At 67.0% G+C, this 13999-nt stretch carries 15 protein-coding genes and 1 tRNA gene; 9 read left to right on the plus strand and 7 right to left on the minus strand.

Translation table 11 applies throughout. The features are described from left to right. Nucleotides 1-95 precede the first annotated feature (95 nt). The 6 genes from PSA7680_RS09195 to PSA7680_RS09220 form a co-directional block, all read right to left on the minus strand. The gene (locus PSA7680_RS09195) at nucleotides 96-596 is read right to left on the minus strand and encodes a lytic transglycosylase domain-containing protein (RefSeq protein ID WP_085868415.1); all 501 of its coding nucleotides are present in this window, start codon (nucleotides 594-596) and stop codon (nucleotides 96-98) included. Nucleotides 597-673: 77 nt separating this feature from the next. Then, entirely contained in the window at nucleotides 674-1102 is a 429-nt protein-coding gene (locus tag PSA7680_RS09200) for a hypothetical protein (protein ID WP_085868416.1), read from the minus strand. A gap of 109 nt (nucleotides 1103-1211) precedes the next feature. Beyond that, nucleotides 1212-1288, minus strand: a tRNA-Arg gene (locus tag PSA7680_RS09205). 64 nt (nucleotides 1289-1352) lie between these two features. Next, entirely contained in the window at nucleotides 1353-2756 is a 1404-nt protein-coding gene (locus tag PSA7680_RS09210) for a sensor histidine kinase (protein WP_085868417.1), read from the minus strand. Between the two features lie 31 nt (nucleotides 2757-2787). Beyond that, nucleotides 2788-4206 (minus strand): dihydrolipoyl dehydrogenase family protein, encoded by a 1419-nt coding sequence (locus tag PSA7680_RS09215; protein WP_085868418.1) that lies wholly within the window; start codon nucleotides 4204-4206, stop codon nucleotides 2788-2790. 3 nt (nucleotides 4207-4209) lie between these two features. Beyond that, a complete protein-coding gene (locus PSA7680_RS09220; protein WP_085868486.1) occupies nucleotides 4210-4941 on the minus strand; it encodes a TVP38/TMEM64 family protein in 732 nt (243 codons plus the stop codon). 301 nt (nucleotides 4942-5242) lie between these two features. Between PSA7680_RS09220 and rpmH the strand changes: the two genes are divergently transcribed. From rpmH to yghU, 4 genes are all read left to right on the plus strand, one after another. Then, nucleotides 5243-5377 (plus strand): 50S ribosomal protein L34, encoded by a 135-nt coding sequence (gene rpmH / locus PSA7680_RS09225; RefSeq protein ID WP_085868419.1) that lies wholly within the window; start codon nucleotides 5243-5245, stop codon nucleotides 5375-5377. A gap of 122 nt (nucleotides 5378-5499) precedes the next feature. Beyond that, nucleotides 5500-5868 (plus strand): ribonuclease P protein component, encoded by a 369-nt coding sequence (gene rnpA / locus PSA7680_RS09230; protein WP_306372453.1) that lies wholly within the window; start codon nucleotides 5500-5502, stop codon nucleotides 5866-5868. Beyond that, nucleotides 5865-6146, plus strand: coding sequence for a membrane protein insertion efficiency factor YidD (gene yidD, locus PSA7680_RS09235; protein WP_085868421.1), 282 nt, complete (start codon nucleotides 5865-5867; stop codon nucleotides 6144-6146). The genes rnpA and yidD overlap by 4 nt, the downstream gene beginning before the upstream one ends. 57 nt (nucleotides 6147-6203) lie before the next feature. After that, nucleotides 6204-7073 (plus strand): glutathione-dependent disulfide-bond oxidoreductase, encoded by an 870-nt coding sequence (yghU, locus tag PSA7680_RS09240; protein ID WP_085868422.1) that lies wholly within the window; start codon nucleotides 6204-6206, stop codon nucleotides 7071-7073. Nucleotides 7074-7192: 119 nt separating this feature from the next. On the opposite strand, the gene PSA7680_RS09245 is transcribed toward yghU, so the two are convergent. After that, nucleotides 7193-7717 carry a DUF3833 domain-containing protein gene (locus PSA7680_RS09245; RefSeq protein ID WP_085868423.1) on the minus strand — a complete coding sequence of 175 codons (525 nt, stop codon included), beginning with the start codon at nucleotides 7715-7717 and terminating at the stop codon, nucleotides 7193-7195. A gap of 124 nt (nucleotides 7718-7841) precedes the next feature. Between PSA7680_RS09245 and ttcA the strand changes: the two genes are divergently transcribed. From ttcA to yihA, 5 genes are all read left to right on the plus strand, one after another. Continuing rightward, nucleotides 7842-8711 (plus strand): tRNA 2-thiocytidine(32) synthetase TtcA, encoded by an 870-nt coding sequence (gene ttcA, locus PSA7680_RS09250; RefSeq protein WP_085868424.1) that lies wholly within the window; start codon nucleotides 7842-7844, stop codon nucleotides 8709-8711. A 77-nt stretch (nucleotides 8712-8788) separates the two neighbouring features. Then, nucleotides 8789-10348, plus strand: a complete 1560-nt coding sequence (locus PSA7680_RS09255) for a putative bifunctional diguanylate cyclase/phosphodiesterase (protein WP_085868425.1) — start codon at nucleotides 8789-8791, stop codon at nucleotides 10346-10348. A gap of 419 nt (nucleotides 10349-10767) precedes the next feature. Then, the gene (gene yidC, locus PSA7680_RS09260; protein ID WP_085868426.1) at nucleotides 10768-12570 is read left to right on the plus strand and encodes a membrane protein insertase YidC; all 1803 of its coding nucleotides are present in this window, start codon (nucleotides 10768-10770) and stop codon (nucleotides 12568-12570) included. Next, the gene (locus PSA7680_RS09265) at nucleotides 12567-13313 is read left to right on the plus strand and encodes an MOSC domain-containing protein (RefSeq protein ID WP_085868427.1); all 747 of its coding nucleotides are present in this window, start codon (nucleotides 12567-12569) and stop codon (nucleotides 13311-13313) included. Before yidC ends, PSA7680_RS09265 begins: the two co-directional genes overlap by 4 nt. Continuing rightward, on the plus strand, nucleotides 13313-13963 hold the full coding sequence (yihA, locus tag PSA7680_RS09270; protein ID WP_085868428.1) for a ribosome biogenesis GTP-binding protein YihA/YsxC: 651 nt from the start codon (nucleotides 13313-13315) through the stop codon (nucleotides 13961-13963). Before PSA7680_RS09265 ends, yihA begins: the two co-directional genes overlap by 1 nt. Nucleotides 13964-13999: the final 36 nt, after the last annotated feature.

Below are 13999 nucleotides of genomic sequence, written 5' to 3' on the forward strand. Positions count from 1 at the left end.
GCCGAGGCCGGCTTGAGGGGGCGATTTCCGCTCCGATGGCCGAAATGCCGATACGCGGCGAGATGCCTGCTGCGATGACGGCGGGCGTGGACCGTTCAGCCGCAGTATCTGCGCACCTCGGTATCGCGCAGGCCGGTTTCGACCAGCAGGCAGCGGTTGCGGGCTTCGTAGTAGTAGCCGCGCGCATACCACATCACGGCCTCCTGCTCGTCCCCATCCGAGACCATCCACGCCCCGCGCAGGTATTTGACCGCATAGGTCAGGTTCGTCTGGGGGTCGAGCAGATCGGAGGGCTTGCCGCGAAAGCCCATCTGGCCCGCCGTTTCAGGCAGGATCTGCATCAGCCCGAAATAGGGGCCGTTGCGCGCGCGGGGGCGGTAGTCGCTTTCGCGCTGGATCACCCGGTGCACGAGGCTGCGTGGCACGCCGTGGGCATCGGCGGTTGCGTTGATCATGGCGCGCAGTTCGGGCGTCTCGTTCGGGTAGAGCCGCATCAGTTCGGGCCCCGTCTCCTTCTTGGCCACGCCGCAGGCGGCGAGGAGGAGGGCGGCTGCGAGGATCGGGAATCGCGTCAGGATCGGGCGGAGGCTGGGCATGCCGCAGCTTCCACGAAGCCAGGGTCGGCGATCAACGGGCTTGCGCGGAATGGGCGGGATTCGGCCGGCACCGGCATTCAGGACGTCGGCGCCGGCGGCGCGACGCAGCTTCGGAACCTGCGCACCTCGGGGGCGGCGCCTTCGAGCGAGAAACGCACCCCCTGGGATTCGGTGAAGGCCGTGGCGGTCGTGTTGAATTCCAGCCCGTCCAACACGTTGCCGAAGCCACGGTCGCGCACCGAGAGCCGCGTGCCCTCGACTGCATGCCTGTCGGTGCCGATCGTCAGCGCCCGCCCCCCTTCGAAGGCCATGCCGAAGGTCGCGCTGGGGGCCCAGGCCCCGGCCTTGAGATCGAGACTCAGCCGGTATTCCGGAATGGAAGGATCATGGGTGATGACGATTCCGGCCGAATCGTTCTGGTGGGACAGCCGGCACAGCGGCCGGGAGGAGAATTCCCAGGCAAAGGCCTCCGTCGGCAGCAGCAGAAGGGCGCAGAGATACCGCATCCCTCTCAAGGTAGCGCCCGTGCGGCCCACAGCAACCTAAACTGGGCAGAATGCCTTCAGTCATCGGCCGGTTCAGGCCATTCCGTGCGATTTCAGGAGAGGAGGAAAGTGGCGGACTGGGGAGGATTCGAACCCCCGACCCCTTGATTCGTAGTCAAGTACTCTATCCAACTGAGCTACCAGTCCGCTTGGGGTGAGGCGGCTTTTAGACCTGCCGTCTGGGGAGCGCAAGAGCGAAATCGCAAAAAATTCACCCCGCCGCATCATCCAGTGAAATTTCTCCTTTCGGCAGCCAGATCGCGAAGGCGCTGCCGCTGTCATCGCTGCGCAGAAGCTCCAGCCGCCCGCCGTGTCCGCGCACCAGTTCGGCCGCGATGGCGAGCCCGAGACCCGTGCCGCCCTTGCGCGTTCCGCCCTGGAAAGGCTTGAAAAGATGCTCCAGCGCCTTGGGCGGCAGACCGGGGCCGGTATCCGTCACGTGGATGATCCAGGCCTCGTCGTCTTCCTCGGCGCTCAGGGTCACGGTGCCGCCCTTGCCGGTGGCGGCGATGGCCTGCCGTGCGTTGCGGGTGAGATTCGTCAGCACCCGGTAGAGCTGCTCGGGATCGGCGCGCAGGGTGAACTCTCGCGGCACCGCGCTCCGGATAACCACGCCCTCCTCGCCGCCCGCGAGCGACTCGCTGGCCACGATGTCATCCACCAGCCCGGCAAGCGCGAAACGGCTGAGCATCGGCGCCGGCTCCTCGGCCTTGCCGAAGGCCAGCGTGGATTCGCAGAGGTTCACCGCGCGGCTGATCGAGTTCATCAGCTTGGGCACGGCCCGCTGCACGGCCGGATCGCTGCTGATCTCCATCCGGTCGGTGAACAGCTGGGCGGTGGTGAGGATGTTGCGCAGATCGTGGCTCACCTTGGCCACGGCGCCGCCGAGCTGGGCCAGCCGCTCCTTCTGGCGCAACGCGCCGGTCAGCTCGGTCTGCATCGACTGCAGCGCCTCCTCGGCCTCGCGCAACTCGGTGATTCCCGCGCTCGGCTGGATGATGCGCCGCGCATCCTCGGGCGCCACCGCGTAGCTCTGCATCGCGCGCACCACGCGCTTGATCGGGGTCACAAGGAAGCCGCGCACCGCGAGGAACAGCAGCACGGCGGTGAAGGCCGAGATCACGGCCGAGAGAATCAGGATCCGCACCCCGTAGTCGAGCATCGCCGCCCTCAGGGAATCGGTCTCGGTGGTGATCTCGATCAACAGCCCCGCCTCGCGCACCGGCTGGCCGATCACCCGGATCACCTCGGGCTCCGGGTTGACCAGGCGCATCATCGCGTCCCGGATCAGCACCCAGGCTCCGGCGTCGCGCAGATCGACCGTCCGGTCGATCGGGGCGGGCATGGGTGAAGACAGGATCAGCTGGCGCACCTCGTCGCGCCGCAGCACCACGTTGAACACACCGGCGTTGCTCAGAAGCTCGGCTTCCAGATCCGGGTCGATCATGTCGTTGGCCAGCAGGGCCAGCGAGGCGATCTGCGCCTTCTCCAGCTTCAGCAGCAGGTAATCCTCCCGGAACCGCGCCACGGAGGGCACGAAGATCATCACTTCCGCCAGCATGACGAAGAGCACCGTCAGCATCAGGAAGCGTCCGGAAAGCGATCTGAGGAACATGGCCCTGCCCTTCACCCTGCCCTGCGCGCGGCTACGGCAGGTATTTCTGCACGAAGCCCACGACCTTCTTCACCGTCGGGTTCTCGAACAGCTTGGGCGAGAAATAGGCCCCGGCGGCCCGCTTGTTGACCTCGCCCAGCGTCGGATAGGGGGCTATCATGTTGGCAACGGCGGACATTTTCAACTTGTTTGCGATGGCGAGCGACCAGACGCCGATCAGATCCCCGGCCTGCGTCCCCACGATGGAAGCGCCCACGGGGCGGCCCTTCACCACCATGACCTTGATCAGCCCGGTGGTGCGCCCTTCCGCGATCGCGCGATCGTTCTCCTCGAAGGGGAAGCGCACCACGGTGAGCGCATCGCCGTGGGCCGCGCGTGCCTGCGCTTCGGTCTGGCCGACCTGCGCGATCTCGGGATCGGTATAGGTGGCCCAGGGGATGTGATCGGTGCGCGCCTTGCTTGGCAGCCCGAAGAGGATCGAGCGGATGATGACGCCGGCGTGGTATCCGGCCACGTGGGTGAACTGGAAGCCCCCGGCCACGTCGCCGATGGCGTAGACGCGGCGGTTGCTGCTGCGCAGGTCGGGGCCGACGGTGACACCCTGCCGGGTGTAGTCCACCCCGGCGGCCTCCAGCCCGAGGTTTTCGACGTTGACCTTGCGGCCCACGGCCACCAGCAGATGGGTGCCGGTGAAGCGGCGGCCGTCCTCGGCCTCGACGGTGATGGCACCGGCCTCGCCCGAAACCCGCGCCGCCTTGGTGCCTTCCTCGATCACGATGCCCTCGGCGCGCAGGCGTTCGAGCGCAATGGCGGCGATCTCGGGATCATCCTTGCCCAGCGCCTTCTCGCCCTCGATCACCGCCACCTCGCTGCCCAGCCGTCGATGCGCTTGCGCCATTTCAAGCCCGATGGGGCCGCCGCCGATGATCAGCAGGTGGCCGGGCTGTTCGCGCAGATCGAAAAGCGTTTCGTTGGTCAGATAGGGCACGTCGGCCAGGCCGGGAATTGGCGGCACGAAGGGGCCGGAGCCAGTGGCGATCACGAAGCGGCGCGCGGTGATCACCGTATCGCCGGCCTGCACCTCGCTTTCCGAGATGAACCGTCCGAATTCACGGATCACCTTCACGCCGAGGCCCTCGAACCGCTCCTGGCTGTCCACCGGCTCGATGGTTTCGATCACCCTGTGCACGTGATCCTTCGCCGCCCCGTAGCTCACTTCGGGCAGGACGGGCGTCACGCCGAAGGGGCGGCCCGTGCCCATCGCATGGGCGTGTTTGCCCGCCGCCAGCAGTGCCTTGGAGGGCACGCAGCCGAAGTTGAGGCAGTCGCCGCCCATCTTGTGGCCTTCCAGCAGGACGACCTCCGCCCCCATCTGGACTGCCCCCGCGGCCACCGAAAGCCCCCCGGAGCCGGCGCCGATCACGCAGATGTCCGTCTTGATCCTTTTCATGGCTCACACGCCTTTCTTGCCGGTCACGGCCTTGAGGATGATGGGCAGCGCCGCCAGCAGGCACAGGCCGAGGATGGGCAGCAGGATGCGCGGCTCGAAGATGATGCCGAGATCGGGCGTCTCACCGCGGGCGAAGACTTCGCCCAGTCCCGCGCCCACCGAGGTGTAGACGATGCCGCCGGGGATGATGCCGAAGAAGGTGGAGATCACGAAGCGATGCAGCGGCACGCCCACGAGCGCTGGCACGAGATTGGCCACGAAGAAGGGCACGGCCGGCACCAGCCGGATCAGGAAGAGCACCGACCACTGGTTCTCGTCGATCCCGTCCTTGATCTTGCGCACGGCCCCGTCCGAGGCCTCCATCCGCACGGCGAGGCGTTCGCCCAGCCCCCATTTCGCGGCGAGGAAGATGGCCGTGGCGCCGATCGTCGCCGCCAGCACGTTGAACAGCGCGCCGGGAAAGACGCCGAACAGGAAGCCCCCCGTCAGCGTGGCCACCGTGGCCCCGGGCAGCGAGAAGGCCACGATCAGCACGTAGACCCCCATGAACACGAGCGCCGCCAGCAGGTAATGCGCATCGCGGTAGGCCAGCAGCGCCTCGCGGTTGGCGGCGAGGGTCTCGAAGGAGAGGTAGTCGCGCAGGGTGAAGGCGCCGATCACCGCCACGGTGAGAATTGCGATCAGCGGCAGCCTTCGGGCGAGGCCATGCTTGCGGGGGGTCGTGGTATCTGTCATGCGGGCCATCTCGCCTCGTTTCGATCTCGCGTTGGTTTCGCCACAAGATGCGCGTTCGGGCTGGCGGGCGTAAGGGCGTTCACGCCCGCTTGAACGGGAGTGACGGGATTCGGGGCTTTTCGCCCGCTTCGGGGGGCGGCTGTAACAAATGGCGAAAAAAGCCGGCTTTTCCTGCAACAAACCGCGGGAAGGCGAATTGACTTCCCCGAAAGGAGCTTCTAAAGACCGGGCTTCGAACGCAACCGGCCTCCGAATCCATCCGGGATTCCTGGCTGACACCTGATGATGATGGAGACGGGCGATGAAACGCACCTATCAACCTTCGAACCTGGTTCGCAAACGCCGTCACGGCTTCCGTGCACGCATGGCCACGAAAGCTGGCCGCAAGATCCTGAACGCACGTCGTGCGAAAGGCCGCAAGGTGCTGTCCGCCTAAGCTGCCTGCCTCAGGCTTGAAACGCTCGAACCGTCGGATGCAGCCGCAGCCGGCGGTTTTTGCGTTTGTGCTGCGCCGCCCCCGCGCCTATCTAGGCGCAGAGACCGCAAGGGATGCTGAAGATGCACGTCCTGACCAAACGCGCCGATTTCCTGAAGGCCGCCCGTGCGCGGCGGCAGGGCACGGCCGGCTTCACGCTCCAGGCCCGCGCCCGCACGCCGGAGGAAGCCGCGCGCGTGGATCCCGATCTCGTGCGCGTGGGCTTCACCTGCTCCAAGAAGGTAGGCAATGCCGTGGCGCGCAATCGCGCCAAGCGGCGCCTGCGCGAGGTGGCCCGCGCCCTGCTGCCCGAAGGCGGGCGGCCCGGTTTTGACTACGTGCTGATCGGCCGCGCCGGCGCCACTGCGGAGCGGGAGTTCGGCGCGCTCCTGAACGACATGCGCTACGCGCTGCGGCGCGTGCACGAAGCGCCACGGGAGAAGCGCGGATGACCCCGCTGGCCCATATCGCCGCGCTTCCCATCCGCGCCTACCGGCTGATCTTTTCGCCCTGGGTCGGCTTCAACTGCCGCTACCAGCCCACCTGCTCGGCCTATATTCTGGAAGCGCTGGAGGAACACGGCGGCCTCAAGGGAACCTATCTCGGGGTGCGCCGCGTCTGCCGCTGCCACCCTTTCGCGGCCTCGGGCTACGATCCGGTGCCCCCCGCCGCCTCCAAACAATCCGTGAAAACGCCCGGTTGCGATTGCAATCGCCCGGATGGCTCATAGGTTACCCCCGAACGGCCGGTCAAATGACAGGACGGCCCGCAGGAAAGGAACCCCGAGATGAGCACCGAAAGCTACACCCCCCCGAAGGTCTGGACATGGGAGCCGGGCAACGGTGGCCAGTTCGCCAACATCAACCGCCCCATCGCCGGCCCGACCCACGAAAAGGAACTGCCCGTCGGCAAGCACCCGTTCCAGCTTTATTCGCTGGCCACCCCCAACGGCGTGAAGGTCACGGTGCTGTTCGAAGAACTGCTGGAGGCCGGCGTGCGCGAGGCGGAATACGACGCCTGGCTCATCAAGATCAACGAAGGCGATCAGTTCGGCTCGGGTTTCGTCGAGGTGAACCCCAACTCCAAGATCCCCGCGCTTATGGACCGCTCCGGCGAAACGCCCGTGCGCGTGTTCGAATCCGGCGCGATCCTGCTGCATCTGGCAGAGAAGTTCGGGAAGTTCCTGCCCGAAGATCCCGCCAAGCGCCCGGAGCTTCTGTCCTGGCTGTTCTGGCAGATGGGCTCCGCGCCCTACCTCGGCGGCGGCTTCGGCCATTTCTACGCCTACGCGCCGGAGAAGTGGCAATACCCGATCGACCGCTTCGCGATGGAGGCCAAGCGCCAGCTCGACGTGCTGGACAGGCATCTGGCCGAGAACACCTACATGACGGGCGACGACTACACGATCGCCGACATCGCGATCTGGTCGTGGTACGGGCAGCTGGCGCTCGGCCGCCTCTACGATGCCGCCGAATTCCTTGACGTGGCGAGCTACAAGAACGTGCAACGCTGGGCCAAGGCCATCGACGCCCGCCCCGCAGTGAAGCGGGGCCGCATGGTGAACCGCGGCTGGGGCGAGCCGCACGAGCAGCTGCACGAACGCCACGATGCGAGCGATTTCGAGACCAAGACGCAGGACAAGCTCGAAGAGGCGTGAGCGCCTTGAGAACACGATTTGCCCGGCGGCACGCCGGGCAGCCCCCGTCCGCCCCCCCCGGGCGGGGGCTTTACCCCCACCCGGCGGACGGTGCCCGCCCTCCGGATTTCAGCCTCACACTATTTCTCGAAGGTGATGATCACCTCGCCGATGGTCACGCCGAAGCGCTCCATGTAGGCGCGGTTCAACAGGCGATCTTCGCTCAGCAGCCACATCCAGTCGTCGAACGTCACGCGCAGGGTGCCGTCGGGTACCGGCAGATCGATGGTATACCCCCAGCGGAAGGTGTCGCCGCGCTCTTCCCCCTTCGCCACCCCGATCACGCCCGGCGCACTGCCTTCCCATGTCTGATCACCCGTCTTGCGCAGGGTCCAGACGCGCTGCTCGGTGCTGCCGTCCTCGTAGACGAAATCTTCCACCAGCTTCAGGCGCTCGCCGTCCCAGGTGCCGGTGATGTCCACCTCGAAGCGGCGGCGCACGGTGCCGAAGCGATCCTGGAACTGGCCGTAGGCGCGGGTTTCGCCGGCGAAGAACTCTTCGAGGTTCAACTCCCGATCGCTCAGGGCGCGATCCTCCAGCGAGGGCCGGCCGGTGCAGGCCGCAAGCAGCAGCAGGGCGGACAAAAGGGCGAGACGGCGAAACATGGCGCACTCCTTTGGCAGCGTCTTTGCAAATGATACGTTGCAGCGCCGGCTTCGGATGAATCCGGCCATCGCGCGCCCCGCTCACCCCTTGCCCGCAAGGCCGTTCTGCTCTATCGCAGCGCCCATGCTCGACGATCTCGACGATATCCACCCGCTCTTCGCCGGCGCGCCCTCCACCACGGAGTTCAAGAAGCTGCGCAAACGCATCGTGCGCTACACGCGCGAGGCGATCGAGCAATACGGCATGATCGAACGCGATGCGCGCTGGCTCGTCTGTCTCTCCGGCGGCAAGGACAGCTACACGCTGCTGGCCGTGCTCTACGAACTGAAGTGGCGCGGCCTTCTGCCGGTGGACCTGCTTGCCTGCAACCTCGATCAGGGCCAGCCCGGCTTTCCCTCGACGGTGCTGCCGGAATTCCTCGAGAAGATGGGCGTGCCCCACCGCATCGAATACCAGGACACCTACTCCGTCGTCGTCGACAAGGTGCCCCAGGGCCGGACCTATTGCGCGCTCTGCTCGCGCCTGCGCCGCGGCAACCTCTACCGCATCGCGCGCGAAGAGGGCTGCTCCGCCGTCGTGCTGGGCCACCACCGCGACGACATCCTCGAAACCTTCTTCATGAACCTGTTCCACGGCGGACGGCTGGCGACGATGCCGCCCAAGCTCGTGAACGAGGAAGGCGATCTCTTCGTCTATCGCCCGCTGGCCCACGTGGCCGAGGCCGACTGCGAGAAATTCGCCACCGCGATGAACTACCCGATCATCCCCTGCGATCTCTGCGGCAGCCAGGACGGGCTGCAACGCCAGCAGGTAAAACAGATCCTCGACCAATGGGAGAAGAACAGCCCCGGCCGCCGGCAGGTGATGTTCCGCGCCCTGATGAACGCGCGCCCGTCGCATCTGCTGGATCCGAAGCTCTTCGATTTCGCCGGGCTCACCCGCGACCCGGGCGCATTTGATGAAAATGCCGCACAACTTCCCAAGCTGCGTTAACGCCCGGATCAGACAGGGGCTTTAGGGCTGGAACGAGCAAGACCTGCCGATTCCAGCCCCGTGGAAGGACATGCCTCATGCGCGCGCCCAGCCGCTCAGATCTCAAAGCCCTCCGCCGCAACCTGCGCAGCACCGTCAGCGGCCCGCAGATCCTTGCCTTTCTGCCCGCGGCGACTCTGGCGAGCTACTGGATCGGCGGCGAAAGCGGGCTGCTGCTCTGCGCCCTCGGCCTGCCCGCCGCCTTCGCGCTGGCCGGCTCCTTCGGATTCGCGCCCGACGTGCCGGAACCCGAGGCCGATCCGGCGCAGCAGAAGGGCTTCGCCCATGCGGTGGACGTGGCCATGCGCGCCGCGCGCGGCACCTCGCGCCGGCCGGCCTGCTACCTGCTGATGCTGGACGAATACAATGCCCTGATCGAGCATTACGGCCGGGAGTCGATCCATGAAATCGAGCGCCGCGTCGCCGAGCGCCTCGCGCGCAGCCTGCGCAGCGGCGATCGGCTCTACCCGCTGGGCAACGGCCGCTTCGGCGTGGTGACGGCACCGGAAGAACGGCTCTCGCTGGAGGCCTCCATCCAGATCGGCACGCGGCTGCAATCGGCCATCACCGAGCCCTTCAGCCTCGACGGGCTGACCGTCTACACCTCCTGCTGCGTCGGCTTCTGCCTCGCCGGGCAGGCCCATGCCGAGACGGGCGCGGCCAGCGTCGCCGCCGCGGAAGCCGCGCTGGAACTGGCGCGCCGGCAGGGCCCCGGCGCCATCCGCGCCTTCACCCCGGAAATCGCGGCTCTGCCGGCGGAAATTCCGATCCTCGCCGAGGCGCTCGAAACGGCCCTGGCGGAGGGGCAGATCATCGCCCATTTCCAACCGCAGGTCTCGGCCCGGACGGGGGAAATCACCGGCTTCGAGGCGCTCGCACGCTGGAACCACCCGGAGCGCGGCCTGCTGCCGCCCGGCGAGTTCCTGCCCGTCATCGCGACCGCGGGCCTGTCGGAGCGCCTGTGCCACCGCATGCTGGACGAAGCGCTGCGCGCCATGGCGCGCTGGCGGGCCGCCGGGCTGGCGGTGCCCTCCGTCAGCGTCAACCTCTCCACCGAGGAGTTGCGCAATCCCGGCATCGTGGATCACATCCGCTGGGAACTGGATCGCCACGGCGTGCCCGCCGGCGCGCTGACGCTGGAAGTGCTTGAAACCGTGGCCGCCGGCGCGGGGGACGAGATGATCGTGCGCAACCTCGCCGCGCTCTCCGCCCTCGGCTGCCACATCGATCTGGACGATTTCGGCACCGGCGCAGCCGCGATCGCCAACATCCGCCGGTTCTGCGTGCAGCGCATCAAGATCGATCGCAGCTTCGTCACCCACATCGACACCGACAGCGACCAGCAGGCCATCGTATCCGGCATCCTGTCGCTGGCCGAGCGGCTGAAGGTGGATACACTCGCCGAAGGTGTTGAAACACCGTCCGAACAGGCGGTTCTGGCGCAGATGGGCTGCGGCCACGTGCAGGGATACGGCATCGCCCGCCCCATGCCGCTGATCGAGGCCGAAGCCTGGATCGCCGAGCATCAGGGCCGCCTTGGCATCGCCCGGGGCCCCGGCAGCCCGCGGGCCGCCGGCGGGCAGGCCGGGCACGGCTGAGCCCCCCCGGCGGCGAAACCGGGCCGCGCACAGGCGGCAGCCCCATCGCACCGCGCGGCTCGGCGCCATGCTCACGGGCCGGCACAGGCAGAAACAAGGCCCGAAACGAAGCCAGAAACAAGGGCCGAAACGAGGGCAAACTCATGGGCCGGCGCACCGCCGCCCGTTGCCCCCGCCCTGATCCACCCCGACCTGATGCCCCCCGACTGAGGCACCGCGTGGCACGGCGTCCTGCCCCCGGCTTCACCGCCGGCGGCACCGGCGAAGCCCGGCTGCCGTGCCATCCTGCCCGCCCCAAGGGGCGCCAAGGCCGGCTCCGCGCCCTTGCAACGCAGGGGGAAACCGGAAAATGACTTGACCTTTCGGCCCACGGCCTGTTGAACCACCCCTGACTTTTTCCCGGAAGGTGGCTGTCCCAGATGGACGATCAGAACAAGAATCTCATCCTTGCAACCGCGCTCAGTTTCCTCGTGATCCTCGTGTGGTTCGTGCTCTTCCCACCAGAGGAGCCCGTGGTGGATCCGAACGCCCCCGAGGTGAGCGAAACCACGAACGTGCCGGCCGTGGATGCCACGCCGCTGGCTACCACCGACGCAACGGCCCCCGCAGGCGGCGAAACCGCCGTGGCGGAAGCCGCGCGCATCAAGGTGGAAACCGAGGCGCTCAGCGGCACGATCTCGCTGGCCGGCGGCCGCATCGACGATCTGAAGCTGACGCAGTACAAGGAGACGATCGAGCCCGACAGCCCGCAGGTGACGCTCCTGCACCCCGAAGGCACCCCGGGCGGCTACTTCTCGCTCTTCGGCTGGGCCCCCGGCGGCGCCCTGGACTTCGCCGACGTACCCGGCCCCAGCACCGCCTGGCGGCAGGTGGGCGAAGGCGATCTGACGCCCGAGACCCCCGTCACGCTCGAATGGAGCAACGGCAAGGGCCTGACCTTCCAGCGCACCATCGCCGTGGATGCAGACAACATGTTCACCGTCACGCAGACGGTCCGCAACGCCTCCGGCGCGGAGGTTCGCCTCGCCCCCTACGCGGAAGTGGTGCGTGAAGGCGAGCCTTCGGATCTGAAGGGCTTCTTCATCATCCACGAAGGCGCCATCCAGCAGACGGGCGGCGAACTGAACGAACTGAGCTACAAGGATCTGCGCAATCTCGACTCCGACGACGTCTGGGGCCCGAGCACCGAGGTCACCTCCGTGGCGCAGAACGGCTGGGTCGGCTTCACCGACCACTACTGGATGACCACGATCATCCCGGCGCAGAACGAAAGCTTCAAATCCGTGCTGCGCTACGAGCCGCGCACCGACCGCTACAAGACGATCGCCCGCCGCGACGCCATGACCGTGCCCGCCGGGGCGTCGGCCTCCGTCGAGACGCGTTTCTTCGCCGGCGCCAAGGAGTGGGAGCAGCTGCGCACCTACGAGGATCAGGGCGTCTACCGTTTCGTCGACGCCATCGACTGGGGCTGGTTCTTCTTCCTGACCAAGCCGATCTTCCGCCTGCTGCACGCGCTGAACGGCTTCATCGGCAACATGGGCTGGTCCATCATCGTGCTGACCCTGATCATCAAGGGCATCCTCTTCCCGCTGGCCTACCGCTCCTACGTCTCGATGGCGAAGATGAAGGAGCTTCAGCCGGAGATGGAGAAGATCAAGGAGAAGGCCGGCGACGACCGCCAGAAGCTCCAGCAGGAGATGATGGCGCTCTACAAGAAGGAAAAGGTCAACCCGGCCTCGGGCTGTCTGCCGATCCTGATGCAGATCCCGATCTTCTTCTCGCTCTACAAGGTGATCTTCGTCACGATCGAACTGCGCCACGCGGCCTGGTTCGGGCCGTTCCAGGATCTCTCGGCGCCTGACCCGACCTCGATCATGAACCTCTTCGGCCTGCTGCCCTTCGCCGGGCCAGAGCCGGGCACGCTGATGGCGACGATCTTCCTCGGCATCCTGCCGCTGCTCCTGGGCATCTCCATGTGGCTGCAGCAGAAGCTGAACCCGGCGCCCACCGATCCAACGCAGGCGATGGTCTTCGCCTGGATGCCCTGGGTCTTCATGTTCATGCTGGGCAGCTTCGCTTCGGGGCTGGTGGTGTACTGGATCGCCAACAACACGATCACCTTCACCCAGCAGTACCTGATCATGCGCAGCCAGGGCTACAAGCCGGACGTGCTGGGCAACATCACCTCCAGCTTCCGGCGCAAGAAGCCCGAAAGCAAATGAGCGCGCGCCTCACCGACATCTGGCGCCATCCGATCAAGGCCCATGGGCGCGAGCGGCTCGAAGCGGTCACGCTGACGGCCGGCGCCCCGCTGCCCTTCGATCGCGCCTGGGCGGTGACGCATGAACGCAGCAAGGCGCAGGGCACCGAATGGGTGCCCTGCGGCCATTTCTCTCGCGGCGCCAAGGCGCCCGGCCTGATGGCGATCGACTGCCGCTACGACGAGGCCAGCGGCCAGATCACCCTGCGCCACGAAACGCGGGGCGAGATCACCTTCGATCCCGATGGCGACGTGAGCGGCTTCCTCGCCTGGGTGGCGCCGCTGATGCCCGAGGACGGGCTCGCCTCCACCGGCATCCTGCGGGTGCCCGGCGTGGCCATGACCGATACCGATTTCCCCTCGATCAGCCTCATCAACCTGACCTCGCATCGCGCCGTGGCCCAGAAGATCGGGCGGGACATCTCGCCCCTGCGCTGGCGCGGCAACCTCTGGCTCGACGGGCTCGCCCCGTGGGAAGAGGAGGAATGGCTGGGCCGTGACCTGCGGATCGGCGAGGTGGTGCTCTCGGTGCGCGAGCAGATCACCCGCTGCAAGGCCACCACGGCCAGCGTCAGGACGGGCCGGCGCGACGCCGATACGCTCGCGGCCCTGCGCGATGGCTGGGGGCATCAGGAATTCGGCGTCTACGCCACAGTGAAACAGGGCGGCATGATCCGCACCGGAGATCCCTTGGAGCTGCTTTGATGGCCTTTACATTCACCATCGCCCCCGAGCCCGACCCCCTGCGCAGCGAGGCCGGGCGCAAGCTTTTCGCCGGCACGACCGACTTCCTGAAGGGCGTCGTCGCGATGAGCGGCATGCCCCCCGCCGACCGGCTGGAAGTCTGTTTCGCGGGCCGCTCCAATGTGGGAAAATCCACGCTGATCAACGCGCTCACCGGCCGCAAGGCGCTGGCGCGCGCCTCCAACACGCCGGGCCGCACCCAGGAGATCAACTTCTTCACCGTGGCCGACAGCCACTACCTCGTGGACCTGCCCGGCTACGGCTATGCCAACGCACCGCTGCCGGTGGTGGAGAAATGGCAGCGCCTGCTGAAGAGCTATCTCTCCGGCCGCCCCTCGCTGCGCCGCGCCTTCGTGCTCATCGATTCCCGTCACGGGGTGAAGAAGGTGGATTCCGAGATCATGGCGCTGCTCGACAAATCCGCCGTGACCTTCCAGGTGGTCATGACGAAGACGGACAAGGTGAAGGAAAAGGACCGTGCCAAGGTGATGGAGCAGGTCAAGGCCGCGCTCGCCAAACATCCGGCCGCCTATCCCGAGATCGTGCTCACGTCTTCGGAAAAGGGCGAAGGCATCGCCACCCTGCGCGCCATCATCGCCGGGCTGGAATAGCCGGACGCGGCCGGACATGGGGGTTCCGCCCCCGGC

The sequence above is a fragment of the Pseudoruegeria aquimaris genome, assembly GCF_900172235.1.
GTDB classification, from domain to species: domain Bacteria; phylum Pseudomonadota; class Alphaproteobacteria; order Rhodobacterales; family Rhodobacteraceae; genus Pseudoruegeria; species Pseudoruegeria aquimaris.